We start from the raw sequence: 24,105 nt of genomic DNA on the forward strand, positions 1-24,105 counted from the left end.
AACAGACTCCTGACAGACAGATAAAAAAACGCCTGCTCTCAGGGGCAGGCGCGGGTAAAGAAAAATTACGCGTTACGGCTAAGGACACGACAATCCCATGCATTTAACGTTAACGGCCCATTCAGCGCCGTCGCGGTAAGACTATCCTGATAGCCCTGCAGCAGGGTTACGCTATGCTGCTGTGCGCTGAAGTTTTGCAGGAATACGTACGTGGTTTCACCATCGGTACGCGCGGTCGCCACCACGCCTGGCGGGAATTCGACTTCAACCGCACGCGGCAGCGCCAGTTCTTCGCTGAGAGTGGCAAAGAGATCCCGCTGGAAGGCCAGATCGTTGCGCGAAGCCACATGCCAGGCCTTGCCCTTGCCGAAGTGGTTCACGGTGACCGCCGGTCTTCCTGCGTAAAAATCATCGCGGTAGGTCGCCAGCGGTTGCGCCGTTTCGGTATGAATCAGTTCACACAGATGGCGTACCTGATACGGTCCCTGCAATCCGCCTTCATTGCCAGCCAGCCCCTGCACAAGATTACGTTCACCATCATTCAGACAGTCGATCTCCTCCGCCCAGATACCCAGCAATTTACGTAGCGGGCCAGGGAAACCACCGAGATGGCACAGGTCCGATTCGTTAACAATCCCCGTCCAGTATGTTGTCACTAAATGGCCGCCGTTAGCCACAAACGCCTCGGCACGTTCGGCAAAGCCGTCGCGAACCATATATAACATCGGCGCAATGACCAGTTGATAAGCGCTCAGATCAACGTCAGCATCGATAATATCAACCGCGATACCCTGTTCCCAGAACGGACGGTAGTGCTCGTTGACGGTATTTTCATACTCCATGCCGAGATTACGCGGCCCCTGCGCATCATCCAGCGCCCAGCGGTTTTGCTGGTCGAAAATAATCGCGACTTTAGCCTCTGTTCTGCACCCCACCACGCCCTGGAGCTTGCTTAACATATCACCGAGTTTAGTGACTTCACGGCCCACGCGCGTGTCCAGATGGCCGACATGGTCGATAACCGCACCATGAAACTTCTCCACCGAACCGCGACTCTTGCGCCACTGAAAATACTGCACTGAATCCGCGCCGTGCGCCACCGCCTGCAGGGAAGAGAGAATATGCATTCCCGGCTTCTTCAGCTTACTGGTCGGCTGCCAGTTGGTCGTGCTCGGCGTGGATTCCATCAATACAAACGGTTTCCCCCCTTTCAGGCTGCGCATCATGTCGTGATACATGGCGGTGTAGCAGGCCAGCGTGGTTTCGTCTTTATCACGGTGCCACATGGGATAACTGTCCCATGAGATAAAGTCCAGCGTCTGCGCCAGTTGCCAGTAGTCGTAATCGTAGAAATACTCCATGAAGTTGGTTGTGACCGGCAGGTCGGCATTCGCCGCTTTCAGCGGGGCGATTTCATGACGACAGAAGTCAGTCACCTGCGCGGTATTGAAACGATGCCAGTCAAGGTTGAGGCCATGAATTGAGATCTCCCCCTGCGGAGCCGGAGATTCAATCTGCGACCAGTCGCTATAAGTATGGCTCCAGAAAGTGCTCCACCAGGCATGATTGAGGTTATCCAGCGTTTTGTAGCGCGCTTGCAGCCAGTCGCGGAATCGCTGCTGGCACAGATCACAGTGGCACTCGCCGCCATATTCGTTGGAAATATGCCAGCCCAGTACCGCCGGATGATGAGAATAACGCTCTGCCAGCAGCGTATTGATTTTCAAGGTTTTCTCGCGATAAACCGGCGATGACATACAGTGATTATGACGTCCGCCGTGCAGCGCCGGTACGCGATCGCGGCCTACGCGCAGCACCTGAGGGTACTTTTGCGACATCCACGCCGGGCGCGCACCGCTTGGGGTGGCGAGAAACACATGAATGCCAGCGGCATACAATTTATCAAGAATATTATCCAGCCAGCCAAATTCAAATACGCCTTCCTGAGGTTCCAGTTTCGCCCAGCTAAATATTCCCACCGACATGACATTACATTTTGCCTGCTGCATCATGGCAATATCTTTATCAATAATATCGGGGTAGTTCTCCCACTGCTCCGGATTATAGTCGGCGCCATGCAATAGCGCATTGACCTTCGGGCTCAAAGGCGAAAATTTCTTCATAATAAACATCCTGAAATATAAAGCTGAATAATTAATTAAACACTTTCAATGATGGCAATGCTTTTCCCTGGCAATCAAATAGCGCCTGATTTTCCCGCGCATTACCCTCTTTCCACTCATCGTGGATATATTTCATACCGGCAGGCGTCGCCCAGGTATTTCCCGGTACGGCAATCCACGTCGGCTCCCAATAAAAAATACCTTTGCCCCGATGATCCGGAACATCAGCTACCGCCTGCATTAAGTCATGAATATAATTGTATTGCCCCTGGACGGTAGCAGGGTAACCCCCGGCCTTTTCCTCTTTTGCCTGAAAACTGTTTTCGGCGTTATCGCAGTTCTTCAGGGTATAAGCATACGCGGCTTCGACAACAATCACGTCTTTATGATAGCGCTGACTGATATCATCCATATTGGCTTTCAGCGCGCTAATCGGACCATTCCAGTAGGTGTACATCGACAGGCCGATAATGTCATAAGGCACATTGCGTTTGCTGATTTCATCAAACCACCAGCGGAAGGTGTCATTTTTGGTCCCTTCAGCCAGATGGAGCATGATTTTTACCTTCTCACCGTGAGTAAGATTTTCCTTCAGGCCGCTGATAGCGGCATTAAGCAGCCCTGCCAGACGATCGAACTCACCGCCGCCCTGCCCCCAGCTTTTTCCTTCCGGCCACAGTATGCCGCCATTGATTTCGTTGCCGATCTGCACCATATCCGGCAGTACGCCCTCCTGCTTAAAGCGCGCGATCGTGTCACGGGTATAGTCGTGGATCGCGGTTTTCAGCTGTGGATAATCCATTTTTTCCCAGGCTTTCGGTTTGAACTGTTTGCCTGGATCGGTCCAGAAATCACTGTAGTGAAAATCGAGCAGCAACTTCATCCCCTGGGCTTTTGCGCGCTTCGCCAGCGCCAGCGTCGTCGCCAGATCGTTATCCCCGCCGCCATAACGCTGGCCCTGAGCATCTTTAGGATCAACCCACAACCGCAGGCGAACATAATTCACACCATCAGCCTTCAGAATCGCGATCGGGTCTTCAGGCTGATTATTGTGGTTAAAGAACTTTGCGCCGTATTTTTCAGCATCCAGCAGCGTGGAGATATCCGCGCCTTTAATAAAATCGGCAGGCATGTTGCTAAACGGCCTGGTTTGCAGCGTCTCTTCCGCAAGCGTAGTGGCGGAAAATGAGCATGCCAGAGCAACAGCAAACCATACGGGAGGGAATTTTTTCATGGGATTATCCTTTTGTACTACCGGAGGTCAGACCGGAAACAAAGTATTTTTGGAGCGCCAGATACAAAATCGCGACCGGGACAGCAATCAGCACCGCTCCCGCCGCGTAGGTGGTATAGCTGGCCCCCATCTTCTGCGCGACCAGGTTATACAGGCCAATCGGCAGCGTGTACTTATCCGGCGTACGCAGGATGGTGCTGGAGAGAATGAAATCCCCCAGCGGGCCGGTGAACGAAAACAGCGCAACGACCGCCAGAATCGGCTTCGACAGCGGCATGATAATTTCGATAAAAATACGAAAACTGCTGGCGCCATCCATCCGCGCCGACTCGTCCAGATCTTTTGGGATCGCATCCAGATAACCTTTCATTAGCCAGGTATTCATCGGGATCATGCCGCCAACGTAGATCAGCACCAGCGCCAGGTGGCTGTTGATCAGCCCCAGCAGTTGCGAAAGAACAAAGATCGCAATCAGCGCTGAGAACTGCGGGATCATCTGCAATAGCAAAAACAGCATCAGCCCATTCTGTCGCCCTTTAAAACGAAAGCGGGAGAACGCATAGGCGGTGAAACTGACGCTGATTAACGTCAGCACCATGGTCATGAAACTGATCTTCATCGAATTCCAGTACCAGGTCAGATAATTCACATTACCGTTGAACAAATCCTCATAATGCTGAAACGACAGGTTTTCCGGGATTATTGATGTGCTCAGCAAACTATTCCCGGCGTTCAGCGACGCCCCTACCGTCCAGATCAGCGGATAAATAATGATCGTCGACACCAGGATGACCACCAGCCAGGTAAGTGACAGACGAATCCACTTTTCGCGTTTAATACTCGGTGCTTTAGCCATGTTGCTTCCCTTACGCCATATCGTCATTTTTAAAGGATTTAGTGGCGCGGAACTGCCACAACGCCAGACCGACGACAAAAATCGACAGCAGGATCGTAATGGTGGCCGCGATGGCGTATTGCGAAGACGACATCGTTAATTTGTAGATCCACGACACCAGAATATCCGTGCCGCCGGCATTAGACCCCGCCACCGCCGGGCCGCCGTTGTTGAACAGATAGATAATGTTGAAGTTGTTAAAATTGAAGGTGTATTGCGTGATGATGATCGGCGCAATGGAGTACAGCACCAGCGGCAGCGTAATGGTCCGCAGGCGGGTAAATGCACTGGCGCCATCCATAGTGGCCGCTTCATAGAGATCGTCCGGGATCGCCTGCAGTACGCCGGTGGTCATGGCGAAAACAAACGGGAAGCCAAGCCAGGTCTGCATCATGATCAGCGCAGTCCTGGTCCAGAACGGGTCGGTCAGCCACGCCTTCGGACTGATATCCAGGAACGACAATATCGCGTTATTAATCACCCCGAATGAATCGTTGAACATCCCGGCAAAAACCAGAATCGTGACAAACCCTGGCACTGCCCACGGCAGGATAAAAATCGTGCGAATCATTGGTTTAAAGCGCAGATCTTTCTGGTTGACCAGAATCGCCAGCAGTACACCGACGGTGCATTGCAACGTTGTCGCCAGCAGCGTCCATACGACCGTCCATTGCAGCACGTCAAAGAAGGTTGAGCGCCAGATGGACAGGGTAAAAATATTGATGAAATTTTTGAATCCCACCCAGTCCACCAGCTTCGCTGGCGGCGTGTGATAAAGGTTGTAGTTAGTAAACGCGATCGCGAAACCGAACAGAATCGGGAAAATGACGACAAACACCAGCAAAATAAAGCCAGGCGTGATCATCAGATAAGGAAAACCGTCGCTAAGCAGCATTTGATACTGTTTACGTACGCTATTCAGCGCCAGGCCTTCATCGCGTTTTTTGCCATTTACCCACGCATCACGCAGCGAGAGAAAATAGATAAGCAGACCGAAGGCGATAACCAGTACGCTGATGATCCCTTCCGCCAGCAGAAAAATAGAGTTATCCCGCGGCACCTCTTCACCTAAGGTGTATAACCCCCACAGGCCTTCGCTGAGAAAATCATAAAAAATGCGCATAAAACTGCTCAGCAGCGCCAGGAAGACAATCCCCTTCAGCCACTGGCGGTGATAAAACTGTCCAAAGCCCGGCACGATAGCCAGCAACAGGCCGCACCACGCATGGCGTCCCGCGCCACGCGCCTCGGCAATATTTTCGCTGGGATTGATAATCACACACCACTCCTTCTAAAAACGGGAGGCCCTCCTCCCGTTCTGTTACATCACCTGGTTACTGATTGCTGGCCTGCATCGCTTCGATTTGCATCTTGATCTGCTTCACTGCGCTATCAAGCGCCGCCTTCGGCTCCTGTTTACCGGTCAGGCTCAGCTCCAGCGCGGCATTGGCCGGCCCCCAGACTTCACCCATTTCCGGGATCCCCGGCATTGCCGTTGCCCGCGCAGACTGCACCGCCACCGCGCTGGCCTTTTCATCATTCTTAATCACCGGATCGTCGATCATCGATTTCAACGGCGGGATTTCGCCCGTGGCGATGTAACGCGCTTTCACATACTGCGGCTGGTTGATAAATTCGATGAACTTCTGCGCCAGCGCTTTATCTTTACTCCAGGTCGACACCACATAGCCTTTCACGCCGAGGAAGGAGCTCATTGGCTTGCCATCCGGCAGCATTGGCAGCGGAACAACGCCATAGTTAATCCCTGCCGCTTCATAGGGCTGGAAAGCCCACGGACCATTGATGACCGCCGCCGCTTTCTTCTCGGTAAACAGCGAGTCGATGGCATTCAGCCCGTTATCGCCGAGGATCCCTGCCGGGAAAACCTTATCGGTGTAGAATTTTTTCAGGAAGGTCACCGCTTCCACCGCGCCAGGCTTGTTCAGGCCAATATCCTGCGGGTTGAAACCGCCCTTATCGTTTTTGCCAAAGATATAACCGCCCATTGGGGCGATAACACCCCAGCTGTAGTAGATCTGGTCAAATTTCGCCAACAGGCCGTATTTGCCCGCATCACGCTGTTTTTTCGAATAGTCGAACCACGCCTGCAGGCTATCCAGCGGTTTGTCGATCAGGTCTTTGTTATAAATCAGTACCAGGGTTTCCACCGCTTTCGGCACGCCATAAAGCACGTTATCCATCCGGAAGGCGTTGATTGATGCCGGCGTAAAGGCCGCCTGCTTTGCTTTATCCATCGTCAAAGGAGACAGCAGCCCCTGGACAACCGCGCCACCTAACTGGTCATTAGGGATCACCAACACATCCGGCCCGATCCCTGCCGGTCCATCAAGACGCAGCTTTTCCAACTGCTGGGCGTAGGGCATCTCCTGTACGTTAACCTTGACGTTGAACTGCTTTTCAAAATCGCTCACCGCGGCTTTAATACCATCGGCTTTTTTAATGTCTTCCCAAACGTTTAGCTGTCCGGCCGCGTGCGCCTGCACGCTCGCGAGTTGCCCGGCAGTCAGGGCAGTAAGGATCAGTGCAGCAAGAGTGTTCTTTTTCATTATCAACCTCATGTGAAGGTATAACAATTTAATGGTTTTAATTGTGAAGTGTGACTTCGGTTAATCGCTTAATCAATTGAGAAATAGCGATTCATGAACAACAATCTCGTTATCTTTGATTTGTTATACGCTACGCTTTGAATACCAATAAAACCACTAAAAGCTGCCAGTTGTGTGATCATGATTACAGAAATGAAACTTCAATATAGGGCGCGAAAAATCTGGAAGTTATAGTCAGTGCATGATTTTAGTGTCGTTGAGCATCGTCAGGCTGAGTTGTTATACGTTATACAAAAAACAGTTTACAGTCCAAATCCCAACGGCAAACAACGGCTACTAACCTGGGGAATGTTGATGTCCAATATACGACTGAGGAATGTCACTAAACGGTTCGGCAGTACAGTGACGCTGCATCAGATAAACCTTGATATTGAAGATGGCGAATTTGCGGTATTCGTGGGCCCATCCGGCTGTGGTAAATCCACTCTCCTGCGGATGATCGCCGGGCTGGAAGAGGTCAGCGACGGTGAGGTGCTGATTGGCGATGAGGTGATGAATGACGTCGTTCCGGCACATCGCGGCGTCGCCATGGTATTCCAGTCCTATGCGCTCTATCCGCATATGACGGTGGCGGAAAATATGGGTTATGGTCTGAAGGTCAACAAAGTGCCAAAAGATGACATTCGCCGTCAGGTTGAAATGGTCGCAAAAACGCTGCAACTCTCTCATTTATTAGATCGTAAACCGAAACAACTTTCTGGTGGCCAGCGTCAACGCGTGGCAATTGGTCGCGCCATTGTGCGCAATCCGCGGGTGTTTATGTTTGACGAACCGCTCTCCAACCTTGATGCTGAACTGCGTGTTGAGATGCGTCTGCATATCGCCAAACTCCATCATGAACTCAAGACCACGATGGTTTATGTGACCCACGATCAGGTCGAAGCGATGACCCTGGCCGATAAAATCGTCGTGATGAACTACGGGAAAGTAGAGCAGACGGGTTCACCGATGTCGCTGTATTACAACCCGGTGAATAAGTTCGTCGCCGGATTTATCGGTTCGCCCAAAATGAACTTCCTGCCCGCAACGGTGACCGCCTGGCAACCCGATCAACTTAGCGTGAAGATGGCGCAAGACCACCATCTGACGCTCCATATCACCACATCACCGTTACAACCGGGTGCTTCCGTTACGCTTGGTATTCGTCCTGAACACCTTTCAACGGATGTAAATATTGGTACCGTTGTCGAGTTTCAATGTGAAGTCGTTGAGAGACTGGGCAACAATACCTATCTGTTCGGCCAGTGCTATGGCCACGATAACGTCAAAGTTCTGTTGCCCGGCGACGTTCATTTCCAGCCCTGGCAGAAAATCAGCGTTGCGTTTGACGATCGCTACTGCATGGTGTTCGACGAAAATGATCAACGGATTAGCGCCGATATCGCCGCACCTGATGCCCATTAAACGCAGTGTCTGATTATCGTGACTGCGCTTGAGCACAGGAATATGCGCCACGTATTCACAATACATAGCGACGGTAAGGAAGCACTTAATCTGGCGACCATCGCCGAAGGGAAAAAGCCAAAAACGGCGCAAGCGGCTCCGCGTTGGTCGGGCGCGCCGTCCCCGAAGACGGCTTTGCGATCAAAGACGCCACGCGTCCCGTGGGTTGTCGGATCCGACGCCCCTGAACAACTCCGGACCTGATGCTATTTCAGATAGGATTTTATCACCTGCATCACCACGTCAAGGTCAGCTTCACGCTGGCCTTCTTCCGGCTCTTTAACCACATGGTCTGTTAAATGCCCCTGGATGACCTGCAGCATCATACCGTTAACCGCGCCGCGAATCGCCGCCAGCTGCTGCAAAACCTCTGCACACTCATGCTCCCGATTGAGCATTTTTTCCAGAGCGGTGCTTTGCCCCTGAATTTTCTTCAATCTGGTCAATAACATCTTCTTGTGACGAACGGTATGTGACATGACGCGATCCACGGTTTGATTAATAGGTCATTTTCACTGACAACACAGTATCCAATGAGAACAGCATAACACGCCCTACTCCCCCGGAGTATTTTTCTACTGGGGGGTAGTATTAGCGTACTGGGGGGGAGTAGTATACAGTCACGTTTGTCAAGGAACGCCATATGAACGATTTCACGTTACTGCTGCAACAGGGCAATGCCTGGCTGTTTATCCCCGGAGCGATTCTATTAGGTGCGCTGCATGGCCTTGAGCCCGGACACTCGAAAACCATGATGGCGGCATTTATTGTGGCAGTGCGCGGCACGCTGAAACAGGCTGTACTTCTGGGCTTAGCGGCGACAGTGTCGCATACGGCGGTGGTCTGGCTGGTGGCAATGGCGGGGCTGTGGTTTGGCCGCGGCTGGAATGCGCAAACATCAGAACCCTGGTTTCAGTTGATCTCCGGGATACTCATCGTGTTAATTTCCTGCTGGATGCTGTGGCGTACCTGGCTGGTATCTCACTCGCATGAGCATGAGCATGAGCATGAGCATGAGCATGAGCACCATCATCACGATCATCCGCATGGACACAATCCCCATACTCATCAACATCCGCTGATCGCCGCCGATCGCCAGCAGGATGCTCACCAGCGCGCGCACGCTGAAGAAATTAATCGTCGTTTTAACAGTCAGCGAGCCACCACCGGGCAGATTATGCTGTTCGGGCTAACGGGCGGGCTCATCCCCTGCCCGGCGTCAATTACCGTCCTGCTTATCTGCCTGCAACTGAAAAAATTCTCGCTGGGCGCCACCCTGGTGCTAAGTTTTAGCGTCGGGCTTGCGCTCACCTTAGTGGCCTCTGGAGCGATTGCCGCCCTGAGTCTCAGGCATGTCGCTAATCGTTGGCCCGGTCTGAACGCCCTGTCCCACAAAGCGCCATGGATTTCCGGCACGCTGATTATGGCGCTGGGCTTATATATGCTGTTTTATGGCTGGAATAACCTGTAGTTGCCTTCCCGGCATCAACAGGTTTTCCGGAGATTCGGCAGGTCAGCTTCTGTACCCGCTGACAGCGTAAAATCAGGAAACCGCCTCATCGGGTTTTGCCAGCGCTTTACCCGCTATGGGCTGGCGAAACCACGGCAGGCACAGTTGGATCAGCGGCCCAATCGTTAAAGCATAAAGCACGGTTCCCGGGCCAAAATTACCGCCCATCAGCCAGCCAATCAGCAGGACGGAAACTTCAATTACCGTACGAATGCCGCGCAACGACCAGCCGGTACGCGCATGCAGGCCCGTCATCAGGCCATCACGTGGCCCGGGGCCAAAACCTGCGCCAATATACATCCCCGTCGCCAGCGCATTGAGCACAATAGCCGCTACCAGCAACAGACTGCGTGCCACCAGCGATTCCAGCGGCGGCAACATCGCCAGAGTGGCATTTGCTGCCAGCCCCAGCACAATCACATTGCTCACCGTTCCCAGCCCCGGCATTTGGCGTAGCGGGATCCACAGCAGCAGCACTGCCGCCCCCGTCAGAATCATGACCGTACCGAAATCCAGACGGAACTGCTTGCCAATACCAAGGTGAAACACATCCCACGGATCGGCCCCCAGGCTGGCATGCACAAATAACGCGGTCGATACGCCATACAGAACCAGACCAATATAAAGCTGCAATAAACGACGGATCATTTTTCACCTCAGGACAATTGCGATCATCCACATCATCAGTAAAAATGGATTGATAATTAATGGCCAGTTTTTAAAAAGTGGATCGCTATGTCTGCTCGTCGCTTTGGTTCTCAGTCACTGGTACGCCTGCTCGGCAACTGGCAGGAATCTCACTCTCGTACACCGCTCTGGCGTCAACTGGCGGAAGCGTTACGCCTGCTGATCCTCGATGGCCGTCTGCCGCTGGAAACCCGTCTGCCCGGCGAGCGTGAACTGGCGGCATCCCTGAATATCAGCCGTACCACCGTTGCCAGCGCGCTCGGACAACTACGAGAAGAGGGCTACCTTTACAGCCGCCAGGGAAGCGGTTCGCGTATTGCCCTGCCGGAACGACCGATGGAGACGACAGCGGAAAACCCGGCCCCGTTATCCATCAATTTGGCCGTCGCCGCGCTTAGCGCCGGGCCAGAGATTCATCAGGCCTACCGCCAGGCCCTCAAAATCATGCCGCAGCATTTAGCGAACACCGGTTACGATCAACAGGGGCTACCGCAGCTGCGCGCCGCAATCGCCAGCCGCTATAACCAACGCGGCCTGCCGACACGTAGCGATGAAGTGATGATCGTCAATGGAGCGCTCAGCGGATTCGCGCTGGCGCTGCGTTTATTAACCGGGCCAGGGGATCGCGTCGTGGTGGATGCGCCAACTTACCCCATGGCCATTAGCGCGATTCAGGGGGCGCACTGCCGCCCGGTTGGCGTTGCGTTACCGCAGCAGGGCTGGGACTGCGACGGTTTAGCGGCAACGATTGCGCAAACGTCGCCACGGCTGGCCTGGCTGATGCCGGACTTCCATAACCCCACAGGTCGCTGTATGGACAGCATCACCCGTCAGCGGGTAGCCAATATCGCCGCACAAACCCACACCACGCTGGTGGTGGACGAAACAATGGTTGATTTATGGTATGACGCGCCACCGCCGCCGCCGCTGGCAACGTTCAATGTCGACGCACCGATAATCACTATCGGCTCTGCGGGGAAAAGTTTTTGGGGCGGCCTGCGCATCGGCTGGATCCGCGCCTCTTCGCGAACAATTGCCTCATTAATTCAGGCGCGCGACGCTCTCGATCTCGGCACGCCATTGCTGGAACAGCTAGCCTGCTGCTGGCTACTGGAAAACGAGCATTCCCTGTTGCCATTGCGACGAAACATGCTGGCAGCCCGCCGGGATATGTGCGGTGCGCTAATGGCGGAGTATTTTCCTCACTGGCGCTTCACGCCGCCGGAGGGCGGGCTCTCGTTTTGGGTTGAATTGCCGGAGATGCTGGCAACGATCTTCTCCGCGCGCGCGGAAAGTCACGGCATTCACATTGGGACAGGAACCCGATTTGGTCTGGCTGGCGCCTTTGACCGTTATTTGCGTTTACCTTTTACGCTGTCGGACGAAGAGCTGCGCAGGGCTTTTAATACCCTGCAGCCGATATGGCATAGCCTCACAGAACAGAAAACACATTTCCGCATCAGGAAAATCATCTAATAAAATATCGACGGGCTGGTGCCAGCCCGTCAAAAATCATCATCGATGATACTTGCGAGATGTTTTTATAAAATTGCGTTTCAACCTTGTCATCGAAAAATGTCAGTGCGATGACAAAAGCGAGATAATTCCATTAATGCTGGCGTGGGATTGGAAATCCCTTTAGCGAAATAATAAAGCCGTCTCCATCCTTTTTAATTTTAGCCCCTGTATCACACCAGTCGGAGGCAAGGCGAAAGAACTCATCACTACCAATATTCCAGTTCAAACGCACGTGTTTAACGTACCCGGAACGGAGCATGTCACAGGCTTCGCTATAATTACTGGCTGTAGAGAGTTGTTGTTTCATTTTTTCTTCTTCAGGATTTTGCGTAGTGCCTTGATTTCTTTAGGGGTTAACGGAGAGGTTTCCTCTTCGACATGCTGGTTATCGATATCTTCTTCTGAAACCGCCAGTTCACCTGCTGATTCTGCTACCTGAAAGGCTAACTGCAGCAGTTTTTCCGTGGCCGTTCCTAAGTTTTCGTTATTTTCTTCCGCATACTGACGGAGTTTTTCTTTTAACTCGCTATCAATTTTTACGTTCAGAACTACTGTGGTCATAATCACGCTTCCCGTGAAATAAAATCATCATAGAATTAATACACGAAGTTAACATGCTAATCCAGAGATATATTTTTAGCTTATACCCGACAACATTTTCCCATCAATAATCTGCACGTTATATATGACATTAAGATGACAATAAGATGTCATTTAAATTTCAAATTTATGACACGGGCGTTGTGTGGCCTTTTCTTCGCCAGACACATCCACATGAACAGAAACAGCATGCATGACCGCAACGCTGTTCCCTACATAAAAATACATAACGATATTAAAACAGGCGCCACGTCGGAATAGCCAACAAAATCACAGGCCGCCCCGTGCAGCAAAGGGCAATAACTCACTGACGATGACTGAAGGTGAAGAGATAGCGAGCATTCGTCTGGCGCGCCAACAGGCGCACCAGCGTCAAGCTACTCCACTGTGTCTTTACCTACCAGTACAGTGGTTAACAGGAAAGAAAGCAGCAGCGCGATCGCCACGCCGGAGAGGGCAAAAACAAAATACGGGCCAATATACGCTGGCAGGCTAAAGATACTCGACAAAATATAGCCATACAGCCGGACCCCGAAGAAAGCAATAAATGCAGAGGCCAGCGAGCTTGCTACCGTCGCGGCAATAAACGCTTTTTTATAACGCGTCAGGACGCCAAACAACGCAGGCTCCGTAATGCCCAACAGTGCGGAGATTGCCGCCGATAGCGTCACCGTTTTGTCCTGACGGTTGTTACTTATCCGCCAGATAGCGAACGTCGACCCGGCAATCGCCATATTCGCCATAAACATCATCGGCATCAACATGTCATAGCCCTGCTCGCTAAAGTTTTGCAACGCAATGGGCGTCATTGCGTGATGCATACCGGTAAGAATAGCGATCGGCCGAATCGCCCCCACAACCAGCCCGGCAAAACTGGCTGAAATACCAAATAACCCCTGAATAAACAAGGCCAGCACTTTACCCAACCAGATCCCAATCGGCCCGATAACCACCAGTGCCGCCAGCGCCGCGAGAAACAGCGTCAGCGTCGGCGTGAAGACCGTCTTTAATACGTCCGGCATGATCCTGTCCACCCAGCGGTGAATATAACTCAACGCCAGAATGGAGAAAATCACCGGAATAACGCTTGCGGCATAGTTAAATACCGAAACCGGTATCGCGTTGAGTAACCAGAAGGCGCTCACCGCCCCTTCCTGATGCGACGCCAGCGCCTTTGCAGCATCGATCAGCGATGGATACATCAAACAGGCAGCCACTGCCGCCGCCAGATATTCATTGGTTTTGAAAATTTTCGCCGCCGATACGGCGAGGAAAAATGGCAGAAAATAAAAAACGCCACTGGCTATCAGGTCAATCACCACCACGGTATCGCTTTTCGCCGAGACCACATTCAGAGCAATCAACCCGGCCAGCAGGCCCTTTATCATCCCGGCACCGGCAATCGCTGGCACGATGGGACCAAACACCCCGGAAACCGTATCCATAAACAGCGATACCAGACTTTTGCGCCGTTGAATAGGCGTCTCGTTTTGCGGCGCTTTTCCCAGCACCGTCAGCATTTGCTCATACCAGCTATTTACCTTCGGTCCGATAACAATCTGAAACTGATCGCTTTGCAGTTGCGCGCCAAGCACGCCCGGTAGTGCCTTAATCGCGTGTTGATCAACTTTATTATCATCAACCAGATCAAAGCGTAAGCGCGTCATACAGTGCCAGACATTGTTGATATTATCCTGTCCGCCGACCAGACGAATAATATTAGTAATGGCTTCTTGCGTCCCCATAAATGCTCCTGCAGGAATATTGTCGTTTTAATATCTGCCCAAAAGGGTAGAGAAAGTCGACATTCAAAACAAACCAATAAAACATGAACTCCATCACAAATCACCATCAATAAGCCATAAAAAGCCCGATAAAAATAAAATTGGTATGGTTTTTAATTAAATTAAACAAAAATAACTTACCAAAATTTTTATTAAAAAAAGGTTTACCACAGTACAAAATTAAGGAGATGATAATACCCCTATCGGCACATCACTTCGCTGTAAAGGAGTCTCCCAGTGACGCCAACCATCATTCAAAATATCGAATGCTTTATCACTCGCCCGGACAGACATAACCTGATTACCGTGCGGGTTAGCACCGACAAAGGTCTTACTGGCCACGGCTGCGCAACCTTCCAGCAGCGTCCGCTGGCGGTCAAAACCATGGTTGATGAGTATCTGAAACCGCTGTTGATCGGGCGCGACGCGAATCATATCGAAGATCTCTGGCAGATGATGAACGTTAACGCCTACTGGCGAAACGGTCCGGTGATAAATAATGCGATATCCGGCGTGGATATGGCGCTGTGGGATATTAAAGGCCAACTGGCAGGCATGCCGCTTTATCAGTTGCTTGGCGGGCAATCCCGGGATGCCATTGCCGCCTACAGCCATGCCAGCGGTGAAACGCTGGAAGCGCTCTTTGCCCGCGTAGACCACCTGCGCGAACAAGGCTATCGTCATGTTCGCTGTCAGTTAGGTTTTTACGGCGGGACACCGACGCAACTGCATACTCCGGAAAACCCAACGCCCGGCGCCTGGTTCGATCAGCACGAATATATGGACAATACCGTCGCCATGTTCAGAGCGCTACGGGAAAAGTATGGTTCTGGTCTGCAAATTTTGCATGATGTACACGAACGCCTCTTCCCGCAGCAGGCAATACAACTGGCGAAGCTGCTGGAGCCCTATCAGCCGTATTTTATTGAAGATATTTTGCCGCCGCAGCAGAGTGCCTGGCTTGAGCAAGTGCGTCAGCAAAGCTGTGTTCCGCTGGCGATGGGAGAGCTTTTTAATAACCCGGCGGAATGGCATGAACTGGTGGTAAACAGGCGCATCGATTTTATTCGCTGCCATATTTCGCAAATCGGCGGCATCACTCCGGCACTAAAACTGGCCGTGCTGTGCCAGGCCTTTGGTGTACGCCTTGCCTGGCATGGTCCTGGCGATATGTCTCCCATTGGGGTCGCGGTTAACACGCATCTGAATATTCATCTGCATAACGCGGCGATCCAGGAATACATTCCCTGTTCAGTGGAAACCAACAACGTTTTTCCCGGCGCGCCGGTGGCGAAAGACGGTTTTATCTATGCGCCGCAAACGCCGGGCATCGGCGTAACGTTCAATGCGGAGGAAGGCGCACGCTACCCGGTCGTTTACCGCCCGCACGAGTGGACGCAAAGCCGTCTGCCGGATGGCGCAATCCACACACCGTAATCAGGCCTCGCCCCGGCGGAAGGCGAGGTTTGCCCGGTTATGCGGAATCACATAGGTACAGGTGTAGTGGATATCAATGATATCGCTGATTTCATACACTCTACCCCCTTCCAGAATCCCGCGATTACTGATGTGCATAGCCGGGCTGCCTTTCTTGCAGCCCAGCAGCGCCGCCTGCTCACGACTGACAGCAACCGCACGATAGGTCGTCAGCATGTGCGAAATCTGATATCCCTTTCTCAGGACATACTGCTGCAATGAGCTCTCGATGATTTGCTGATTCAGATCGGCGAAATCCGCGGCAGGCATGCGCGATATTTCAATTTGCACAGCCTCTTCATCCACAAAGCGCAGCCGACAGAATTGCCAGATAAAACTGTCATCCGTCAGTCCAAAGATCTGTTGTTCATCGCGATCGGGACGTTTTTTATGCAGACTGACCAGCCGAAAGCGGATCTGATCGAAGCGTTTTTCAGTGATAGAATTGTAGACCAGCGGATTGTTGCGCGCCTGCTCGTTAATCCAGATCCCAGACCCTTGCACAACCCGCACGACGCCAATGCTGGCCAGCTTTTCAATCGCCTGACGAATGGTAAAACGGGAGACACCATACTCTTCCGCCAGCTGTCTTTCGGGAGGGAGTTTGCGCGGCCCGGATTCACTGCTTTGATAAATTTTGCTTAACAGATCCTGAGTGACAAACTCTTTTTTCTTCATCCTTATTCATTCCTGAACGAAATGCGTGTTATCGCATTTGAAGGTTTGTTTTCCCAGTATCAAACAGAGCAGGCCGTGCCGTAAAGCGCTGTCAACGCCCTGTTGCGCAGCGCGCAGAAAGTAACCAGATAATCCTCTGGATTTGCTATCTTTTAAACAGGCTTACTCATGGAGATAGCGCGATGAAAAAGCAATCCTGGCCCCTGCATGATGTGCGTCACTGGCTGGAACCCGGCCCGGTCGTGCTCGTCAGCAGCCACTGGCAGGGTAAAAACAATATTATGACGCTGGGCTGGCATACTATTCTCGAGTTCACTCCGTCATTGATAGGGTGCATGATCTCAGCCGGTAACCTCAGCTATGAGCGGATCCGCCAGAGCGGTGAGTGCGTGATCAACTTACCCGACGCACAGATGGCAGATATCGTCGCGGGAATTGGTAACTGCAGCGGCGACAGAATCGATAAGTTCGCTGAATTTGGGCTGACGGCGGAAAAAAGCGAGCGGGTTAGCGCCCCGTCCATTGCCGAATGTCACGGCAATTTCGAATGCCGTTTGTACGATGACGCGATGATCGATAGCTACAATTTCTTTATTTTTGAAGTGGTCGCCGCGCGGGTGACCCCCCAGCCGACATGGCCGCAAACCCTGCACTACACCGGAGGTGGTCTGTTTCGCACGGATGGCGACATTATCGACCGCCAGGCATTATTTACCAAAGTATCCTGAGCGTTATTCGTCCGGCAAAGGGGATATTGGGCCACAGCGGCATCACTAAGTTCAGGGACCTGACAGCTTTTGAACTATGCAGGCGTCCGGGAAACGATCGCTATTTTGGTCATTCGCTACCCGCGATTGCCCATAAATGCGTGGGGCCCCTGAACGGTCTTATCATAACTGTTCCCGTCATACCTCTTCTGATAAAGCAGTTTGCGAGCCGAAGTGAGAGTGTTTCGCAAGCCAGAGGTAAATCGATGCCAGATCCAGGTCTGAATAACCATTATCTGCCGCATCGTCCCAGCAATCGGCAATTTTTGTCAGAATGGGGAGCTCGATTTCTCCTGCGGCATCAAGTGCCAGATTCGCATCTTTCAGCGCATGACTGAGCTGCATTTGCGGTGGGAAACGATTTTCCGCGATCATCTCCAGTTTAGCTTTCACATACGGTGCCGCCAGTGGCCCACCATCCAGCGCCTGCCAAAACTCAGCAGGGGTAAAACCTAATTTTGCCGCCAGTAAAGTACTCTCGGCAACGCCCTGCATCATCATAATCAGCCACGTATTGAGGACGAGCTTCATTTTTTGACTACTCCCTACGCCTCCAAACCATTGAGTTCGCCGGGCAATCGCAGAAAACACGCACTCAGCCGCCATACAACGCGTACGAGCGCCGCTGGCGAGCACCAGAATTTGCGCATTTTCTGCCGGTTTTTTAGTACCCGATACGGGGGCGTCGAGATAAGTCAGGGAAGGACGTAGTGATTCCAGCAGGTTTGCCGCCTCTTTGGTTTCCTCTACGCCAATAGTGCCCATTTGACAAAAGATAGCCCCATCCTGACACGCGGGTGCTATCTGTTGGATCACATTTAACGTCGCTTCTGCATTCGTCAGGACGGAAAGGATCACTTCCGCAGACTCGACTGCCTGCTGTGGTGTCGCATGACGGATGAGCCCACTGGCAAGCAAATCCTCACCTCGCGCTGGCGAACGGTTCCAGCCGTGGACGGTAAACCCATTTTTTAGCAAATTACTGGCAAACGCATGCCCCATGGCACCGAGTCCAAGGACGGCAACAACAGGTAAGTTCATGACATTTTCTCCTGCTTACATCAATGTAATTCCGTAGTGTTTCCGGTTATACCCTGATTAACGCTATGTAACTGGATTAGGTGAATACCACCATAACGGAGTGTAACATTATAAGGTATGGCGATTTATGCAAAACTGATTTCCATATTTTGACATATCGAACCTGTTAACAAAATGTATAATCACTTCGCGTTTTTAATGTGAATAACCAATAACGTATCGGGTTATTTACCCTGCTGCAATTCACCCGTATGTATGTGGCTAAAAACAGTATCAACACACTTCGTACCCACTCTCCCTGACGAGGAATGAATAATGAGTGATAACGCTCCCAAACGGTGCAATATCCTTGCGACCATCTTTTATAATTTTCTCAACCCGATACCTTATGGTTTTTTTATTGCCTGTGTCAAAGACAAGGCGCCTTAGTTCCCACGTCGCGCCATTAGGCATGTTGTTTTATACTGGCGGGATGTTGCCGCAAAAATACCAGGGTGGCGTATTCATCAGTGAGCACGGTAGCTGGGACCGTTCGCCGCTTAACGGTTATAACGTCAGTTTCATCGCATTTAAAGAAGGCAAGCCCGTTGGTAAACCTGAAAGTATTATTAGTGGCTTTGTCTCCGAAGATGAAAAAGAACTGTATGGCGCACCCGTGGGGCTCGCACAGGACAATCAGGGCGCATTAATTATCGCCGATGATGTTGGCAATACTGTCTGGCGGGTAACCGCAAAATAATATCCGTTCTTATCATTCGGCTTCTCGCATTCAGGGAAGCCCTTTTTATACATCGCCAGTCACGCCAATAAATATCAGGACAGCCACGGACGAAAAAAATGATGAGCAATAAAGTCAAGTCGATTATTATTAAGCGCCTTCGCCATGAGTGGGTTACTGAACAGGCATTCATCATAAAAGAGACGTAAAATTCGATGAACCATTTAGCTGCAATCAGAACCTTTGTCAGCGCCGCGGACCTTAAAAGCTTTAGTGCTGCGGCCAAAGCATTAAATATCGAAGTATCAACTGCTTCCCGCCATATTTCTGATTTAGAAGAGTACTTACATGTCACGCTATTTAACCGGTCTACTCGTGGGTTAACGTTGACGGAAACAGGGGATTTTTTCTACTCACACGCTCAACAATTGTTACTACAGTGGGAAGAAGCGCGTCATTTAACGACCGCGATGGATAAACACCCTTCCGGCCTGCTACGCATTAGCGTTCCCAGCACATTTGGCCGATTGCATGTTATGCCATTTGTTGATGAGTTTCTTCGCTTACACCCTAACGTTACGCTGGATATCAGCTTCAATGATGAAATACAAGATCTGATTGAATCCCGTATCGACTTAAGCATCCGTATTGGCGTATTGCCTGACTCATCCATTCATGCCCGAAGGCTGGCCTCACAAACGCGTTCAGCCTGGGCCAGCCCACAGTGGATTGCAAAGAACACCCCTTCAGCAACTCCCGGGACCAACAACGACAGGCAAGAAGAGATCGCTACTGTGATGTTTTCGCGACTGCATGGTTCAGGGTGGTTTACGCGTAAAGTCGGCTCAACGGACGCATGGCGACGGATACCTGTACATTATCGTCTCAGCGTCAGCGACAGCGCCGCAATGCTTTATGCCTGCTGCAATCATGCGGGAATTGCCATTTTACCGGACTGGTTGTCCCATGAAGCAGAGAGAAAAGGCGACATTCAACGGGTCTTTCCTGACTGGGAATTCAGTATGTTCCCTGCTGAAACCGCTATCTGGATACTCTATCCGCAGAAGCGAATATTGCCACGTAAGGTCCGAACCTTTATCGACTTTATGGTCGAAAAGGTGGGAATACCGCCCTACTGGGAGCGAAAGTAAGGGTATGACTTATGAGTCTGTTAACCACGTTAACCCAAAAACAGACAAAGGCATTCGTTAACCTGCATAAGAAGGGAAACCCCCGAATATCACGCTGATTTGCGGGAGACAGCAAACGGCATATCACTCGCAAATCAATGCAAAGAGACAAGCGTTTTAACCATTGAGGTGTCGTTAGCACAAATGGGTGGGGGCCCTGCCAGCTACATCCCGGCACACACGTCGTCTGCTCTGGCTGCTTCCTTCCGGACCTGACCTGGTAAACAGAGTAGCGTTGCGGGAGAACCAACAGGGCCCCCATTGAGAGCGCCAGTGACCTGACGCGCTGGCGCATTATCCCTGCTGGCCCGGTGAATTGCAAGCTACCGCCGATTAGCTGCTGGTTTATTGCACAAAGGAGAGAAATGAACACTGTAGAAACCCTTTGTCCGTACGCCCCGATACAGGCAAAGACGCCTTGAGGATATCGCGCGGCCAAAAGCCTGCGGCTTCATCCGCTATCTGTACAGGCGGTCATCTAACGCTTATTCTGAATCTTTCCGGCAACAGGATGTAGCATGAATTCTCACGATACTTTCCCCCAGCGGGTCTGGCAGATAGTGGCCTCGATTCCAGAAGGCTACGTTGCCACCTACGGCGATATTGCGCATCTGGCAGGTTCGCCGCGTGCGGCACGCCAGGTGGGAGGTGTGTTAAAGCGGCTGCCGGAAGGGTCCACGCTTCCCTGGCATCGCGTGGTTAACCGTCATGGCGATATCTCCCTCACCGGCCCCGATCTACAGCGCCAACGCCAGGCGCTGTTGGCGGAGGGCGTACAGGTTTCCGGTAGTGGCCATATCGACCTGCAACACTATCGCTGGATTTATTAAAGGTAAATAAATGCCCCGGAGAGGGGCATGGTCGTGATTATTGCGCGGCAGGCACAGCGTCATTAGCCATTGGTACCGCCGTTTGCTGGACCGGTATCAAATGCAGATCGGCACGATTACCGCCCTGGTTAATCACTGTCTGCACCGTATCAGTGATAAACATCAACTGGCCATTAACGGTAATCGCGGCACTTAACAGAATGCGTGCGTTGGGCTTAATGTCCGCCGGGTTATAAGGCAATACAAAGTTAAACGGCGCCTGCTTTCCTTCCGTCCTGACCGCTTTTTGCGACAGGACGCGCGCGGGCGCATCAGCCAGGGACGCATCCGATAAGGTCACGGTCAATACAGCATCCGGCGGTAATGCCACGCGATGTCGAATGTTGATGGTCCCTGAGACATTAGGTTGTTGCTGCGAGGAGCTTAGAGAGGCAATGCCATAAGGATCGGGTGCCGCCGTCTGGTTCGCTGTATTGCTGCCGTGATTATTCGCACAGGCAGATAACGTCGCCGCCACGGCTAACGCGCTTAGCATATAGGCAATTTTCATTCTTTTCTCCTTTTTATCCCTTATATAACAGGAGCACATCCTGCCAGGATCAGGAACAGGACATGAGCATCGTGAATAAGTGTGGCACAGATCTCAGTTCTCTTCCTGGAAATGAGCCCATATTCAGATTCTTGCACCCATCGGACCACTTACGATTCCAGGTTATACTTTGCCTCAATAACGCGCTGCGCACGGCAGCCACCATTGATTGAGGGTCACTATGAGTCAGGCACTAACCAATCTGCTGGGATTATTAAATCTGGAAAAAATTGAAGAAGGGCTATTCCGCGGGCAGAGCGAGGATCTGGGATTGCGCCAGGTCTTTGGCGGCCAGGTGGTAGGTCAGGCACTCTATGCAGCCAAAGAGACCGTCCCGGCGGAACGTCTGGTTCACTCGTTCCACAGCTACTTTCTGCGTCCCGGGGACAGTCAGAAACCTATCGTCTATGACGTTGAAGTCCTGCGCGACGGTAATAGCTTTAGCGCCCGCCGGGTTGCGGCCATTCAGAACGGCAAGCCTATTTTCTATATGACCGCGTCTTTTCAGGCCCCGGAACCTGGCTACGAACATCAAAAAACGATGCCCACGGTGCCCGCCCCGGACACCTTACCCTCTGAAACGGATATCGCCCGTAAGCTGGCCCACCTCTTGCCACCGCAGGTTAAAGATAAATTTCTCTGCGATAAACCACTGGAAATTCGTCCGGTTGAATTTCATAACCCGCTGAAAGGCCACGTTGCAGAGCCAGCTCGCCAGGTATGGCTCCGCGCCAACGGGGCGGTGCCGGAAGATCGCCGTATTCACCAGTATCTGCTGGGCTACGCTTCTGACTTTAACTTCCTGCCTGTGGCGCTGCAGCCGCATGGCGTCGGTTTTCTGGAGCCAGGAATGCAGGTTGCCACTATCGATCACTCAATGTGGTTCCATCGCCCGTTCGACATCAACGAATGGCTGCTTTACAGCGTTGAAAGCACCTCCGCCTCTAGCGCGCGGGGTTTTGTCCGCGGTGAGTTCTACGCTCAGGATGGCACGCTGGTCGCATCGGCAGTGCAGGAAGGCGTGATACGTAACCGTAACGCATAAAAAAACAGAGCCTCCCTGGGGAGGCTCTGTTGTGCATGGAAATACGTTATTGATCAGGCATTGTAGGCGTTTTCGCCATGGCTGTTCACATCCAGACCTTCGCGTTCCTGGTCTTCCGGTACGCGCAAACCTACGGTCATATCGGCAACTTTGTAACCAATAAAGGCAACAACACCGGACCAGACGATAGTGAGCGCAATACTTTCCAGCTGTACCAGCACCTGATGGCCCATGGTCACACCTTCCGCATAACCCACGCCGCCCAGAGAGGCCGCAGCAAAGATACCGGTCAGGATACAACCGACAATACCGCAAACGCCGTGTACGCCGAACACATCGCACGGATCGTCAACACGCAACCAACGTTTCAGCACGGTTACGCCCCACAGACCCGCCAGGCCCGCCGCGATACCCACAATCAGAGAGGCGCCAACACCGATGTAGCCACACGCTGGAGTGATACCGACCAGGCCCGCAATGGCCCCGGAGCATGCGCCCAGCAGAGACGGTTTACCGCGAGTCGCCCACTCACCGAAGGTCCACGCCAGGATGGCCGCTGCCGTTGCTACTACGGTGTTGACGAAAGCCAGACCGGCAATTTCGTTCGCCGCGCTAGCTGAACCGGCGTTGAAGCCAAACCAGCCAACATAGAGAATAGCGGTACCGGTGAAGACCATCGGCAGATTATGCGGTTTGAACGCTTCTTTGCCAAAGCCAACGCGTTTGCCCATCATGTAGGCACCCACCAGTCCGGCAACCGCGGCGTTGATGTGTACAACCGTACCGCCCGCGAAATCAAGCGCGCCGTGCGTCGCCAGCAAGCCGCCGCCCCATACCATATGCGCAATCGGCACATAAGAGAGGGTCAACCATACCACGACGAAAATCAGCACCGCGGAGAAGCGGATACGTTCAGCCAGCGAACCGACAATCAGGCCGACGGTAATACAGGCGAAAGAGCCCTGGAAAGCAACATGAATATATTGATAGAAGCTGCCCATCAGCGCTTTTAACTCAATATTCTTCAGCAGTACCCAGTCGAAGTTGCCGAAGAAGCTACCGCCTGTGCTGAAAGCCAGGGTATAGCCATAAACCACCCACAACACGCAGACCAGAGCAAAGGTCACAATGACCTGGGTCAGCATAGAAAGAACGTTTTTACTGCGGATCAAGCCACCATAGAACAGCGCAATTCCCGGAATGGTCATAAAAAGCACCAGCGCGGTGCAAATCATCATAAAAGCGTTGTCGGCCTTATCAGCTACTGCCGGAGCGGCCATCGCCAGTCCCGGAAGAAGCGCCAGAGCTCCCAGACCTGTTTTCATTGTTGCTATCTTCATTGTTTCGTTC

Annotated in this window: 22 protein-coding genes, 1 other RNA gene and 1 pseudogene; 9 read left to right on the top strand and 15 right to left on the bottom strand. The window is 52.1% G+C overall.

All coding sequences use genetic code 11. The features are described from left to right. Nucleotides 1–65: 65 nt before the first annotated feature. The 5 genes from FN037_RS06230 to FN037_RS06250 are packed head-to-tail and all read right to left on the bottom strand — an operon-like array spanning nt 66 to nt 6,819. Nucleotides 66–2,123 (bottom strand): beta-galactosidase, encoded by a 2,058-nt coding sequence (locus FN037_RS06230; protein WP_142501749.1) that lies wholly within the window; start codon nt 2,121–2,123, stop codon nt 66–68. Nucleotides 2,124–2,154: 31 nt separating this feature from the next. Next, nucleotides 2,155–3,357 carry an arabinogalactan endo-beta-1,4-galactanase gene (locus FN037_RS06235; protein WP_138358029.1) on the bottom strand — a complete coding sequence of 401 codons (1,203 nt, stop codon included), beginning with the start codon at nt 3,355–3,357 and terminating at the stop codon, nt 2,155–2,157. Between the two features lie 4 nt (nt 3,358–3,361). Beyond that, nucleotides 3,362–4,213: a sugar ABC transporter permease gene (locus tag FN037_RS06240; RefSeq protein ID WP_138358031.1), complete on the bottom strand. Its 852-nt coding sequence runs from the start codon at nt 4,211–4,213 to the stop codon at nt 3,362–3,364. A 10-nt stretch (nt 4,214–4,223) separates the two neighbouring features. Beyond that, entirely contained in the window at nt 4,224–5,531 is a 1,308-nt protein-coding gene (locus FN037_RS06245) for a carbohydrate ABC transporter permease (protein ID WP_142501750.1), read from the bottom strand. Between the two features lie 55 nt (nt 5,532–5,586). Next, entirely contained in the window at nt 5,587–6,819 is a 1,233-nt protein-coding gene (locus tag FN037_RS06250) for a maltodextrin ABC transporter substrate-binding protein (RefSeq protein WP_138358035.1), read from the bottom strand. 354 nt (nt 6,820–7,173) lie between these two features. On the opposite strand from FN037_RS06250, the gene FN037_RS06255 reads away from it, so the two are divergent. After that, on the top strand, nt 7,174–8,283 hold the full coding sequence (locus FN037_RS06255) for an ABC transporter ATP-binding protein (protein ID WP_138358037.1): 1,110 nt from the start codon (nt 7,174–7,176) through the stop codon (nt 8,281–8,283). Nucleotides 8,284–8,528: 245 nt separating this feature from the next. On the opposite strand, the gene FN037_RS06260 is transcribed toward FN037_RS06255, so the two are convergent. Then, nucleotides 8,529–8,801: a metal-sensing transcriptional repressor gene (locus FN037_RS06260; RefSeq protein WP_138358039.1), complete on the bottom strand. Its 273-nt coding sequence runs from the start codon at nt 8,799–8,801 to the stop codon at nt 8,529–8,531. A 164-nt stretch (nt 8,802–8,965) separates the two neighbouring features. Between FN037_RS06260 and FN037_RS06265 the strand changes: the two genes are divergently transcribed. After that, entirely contained in the window at nt 8,966–9,793 is an 828-nt protein-coding gene (locus FN037_RS06265) for a nickel/cobalt efflux protein RcnA (protein WP_142501751.1), read from the top strand. A gap of 72 nt (nt 9,794–9,865) precedes the next feature. Here FN037_RS06265 and FN037_RS06270 read toward each other — a convergent pair whose 3' ends face one another. Beyond that, nucleotides 9,866–10,480: a YczE/YyaS/YitT family protein gene (locus FN037_RS06270; RefSeq protein WP_138358043.1), complete on the bottom strand. Its 615-nt coding sequence runs from the start codon at nt 10,478–10,480 to the stop codon at nt 9,866–9,868. Between the two features lie 87 nt (nt 10,481–10,567). Between FN037_RS06270 and FN037_RS06275 the strand changes: the two genes are divergently transcribed. Further along, a complete protein-coding gene (locus FN037_RS06275; RefSeq protein ID WP_142501752.1) occupies nt 10,568–11,995 on the top strand; it encodes a PLP-dependent aminotransferase family protein in 1,428 nt (475 codons plus the stop codon). A gap of 133 nt (nt 11,996–12,128) precedes the next feature. On the opposite strand, the gene FN037_RS06280 is transcribed toward FN037_RS06275, so the two are convergent. From FN037_RS06280 to FN037_RS06290, 3 genes are all read right to left on the bottom strand, one after another. Continuing rightward, nucleotides 12,129–12,344 (bottom strand): hypothetical protein, encoded by a 216-nt coding sequence (locus tag FN037_RS06280; protein ID WP_138358047.1) that lies wholly within the window; start codon nt 12,342–12,344, stop codon nt 12,129–12,131. After that, on the bottom strand, nt 12,341–12,598 hold the full coding sequence (locus tag FN037_RS06285) for a hypothetical protein (protein ID WP_142501753.1): 258 nt from the start codon (nt 12,596–12,598) through the stop codon (nt 12,341–12,343). Before FN037_RS06285 ends, FN037_RS06280 begins: the two co-directional genes overlap by 4 nt. Before the next feature lie 416 nt (nt 12,599–13,014). Further along, nucleotides 13,015–14,382, bottom strand: a complete 1,368-nt coding sequence (locus FN037_RS06290; protein WP_142501754.1) for a PTS transporter subunit EIIC — start codon at nt 14,380–14,382, stop codon at nt 13,015–13,017. Between the two features lie 276 nt (nt 14,383–14,658). Here FN037_RS06290 and FN037_RS06295 point away from each other — a divergent pair, with 276 nt between their 5' ends. Further along, nucleotides 14,659–15,858: an enolase C-terminal domain-like protein gene (locus FN037_RS06295; protein WP_142501755.1), complete on the top strand. Its 1,200-nt coding sequence runs from the start codon at nt 14,659–14,661 to the stop codon at nt 15,856–15,858. Here FN037_RS06295 and FN037_RS06300 read toward each other — a convergent pair whose 3' ends face one another. After that, a complete protein-coding gene (locus FN037_RS06300; protein ID WP_138358055.1) occupies nt 15,859–16,575 on the bottom strand; it encodes a GntR family transcriptional regulator in 717 nt (238 codons plus the stop codon). A 182-nt stretch (nt 16,576–16,757) separates the two neighbouring features. Between FN037_RS06300 and FN037_RS06305 the strand changes: the two genes are divergently transcribed. Beyond that, the gene (locus FN037_RS06305; protein ID WP_142501756.1) at nt 16,758–17,303 is read left to right on the top strand and encodes a flavin reductase family protein; all 546 of its coding nucleotides are present in this window, start codon (nt 16,758–16,760) and stop codon (nt 17,301–17,303) included. Nucleotides 17,304–17,480: 177 nt separating this feature from the next. On the opposite strand, the gene FN037_RS06310 is transcribed toward FN037_RS06305, so the two are convergent. Continuing rightward, the gene (locus FN037_RS06310) at nt 17,481–18,383 is read right to left on the bottom strand and encodes an NAD(P)-dependent oxidoreductase (RefSeq protein WP_142501757.1); all 903 of its coding nucleotides are present in this window, start codon (nt 18,381–18,383) and stop codon (nt 17,481–17,483) included. Nucleotides 18,384–18,807: 424 nt separating this feature from the next. On the opposite strand from FN037_RS06310, the pseudogene FN037_RS06315 reads away from it, so the two are divergent. Both FN037_RS06315 and FN037_RS06320 read left to right on the top strand, forming a co-directional pair. Next, a pseudogene (locus tag FN037_RS06315) lies at nt 18,808–19,122 on the top strand (sorbosone dehydrogenase family protein); the annotation flags it as partial. 194 nt (nt 19,123–19,316) lie between these two features. Further along, entirely contained in the window at nt 19,317–20,252 is a 936-nt protein-coding gene (locus tag FN037_RS06320; RefSeq protein WP_142501758.1) for a LysR family transcriptional regulator, read from the top strand. A 194-nt stretch (nt 20,253–20,446) separates the two neighbouring features. On the opposite strand, the gene ffs is transcribed toward FN037_RS06320, so the two are convergent. Then, nucleotides 20,447–20,543, bottom strand: an RNA gene (gene ffs / locus FN037_RS06325) — signal recognition particle sRNA small type. A gap of 266 nt (nt 20,544–20,809) precedes the next feature. Here ffs and FN037_RS06330 point away from each other — a divergent pair. Continuing rightward, nucleotides 20,810–21,121, top strand: a complete 312-nt coding sequence (locus tag FN037_RS06330) for an MGMT family protein (protein ID WP_142501759.1) — start codon at nt 20,810–20,812, stop codon at nt 21,119–21,121. 37 nt (nt 21,122–21,158) lie between these two features. Here the strand turns inward: FN037_RS06330 and FN037_RS06335 are convergent, their stop codons facing one another. Continuing rightward, nucleotides 21,159–21,671 carry a YbaY family lipoprotein gene (locus FN037_RS06335; protein WP_142501760.1) on the bottom strand — a complete coding sequence of 171 codons (513 nt, stop codon included), beginning with the start codon at nt 21,669–21,671 and terminating at the stop codon, nt 21,159–21,161. 220 nt (nt 21,672–21,891) lie between these two features. On the opposite strand from FN037_RS06335, the gene tesB reads away from it, so the two are divergent. Then, nucleotides 21,892–22,755, top strand: a complete 864-nt coding sequence (gene tesB / locus FN037_RS06340; RefSeq protein WP_138358067.1) for an acyl-CoA thioesterase II — start codon at nt 21,892–21,894, stop codon at nt 22,753–22,755. Nucleotides 22,756–22,808: 53 nt separating this feature from the next. Here the strand turns inward: tesB and amtB are convergent, their stop codons facing one another. Then, the gene (amtB, locus tag FN037_RS06345; RefSeq protein ID WP_171034786.1) at nt 22,809–24,095 is read right to left on the bottom strand and encodes an ammonium transporter AmtB; all 1,287 of its coding nucleotides are present in this window, start codon (nt 24,093–24,095) and stop codon (nt 22,809–22,811) included. Nucleotides 24,096–24,105: the final 10 nt, after the last annotated feature.

Origin of the sequence: Klebsiella sp. 2680, assembly GCF_900198535.1 — a bacterium.
In the GTDB taxonomy this organism is placed as follows: Bacteria; Pseudomonadota; Gammaproteobacteria; order Enterobacterales; family Enterobacteriaceae; genus Klebsiella; species Klebsiella indica.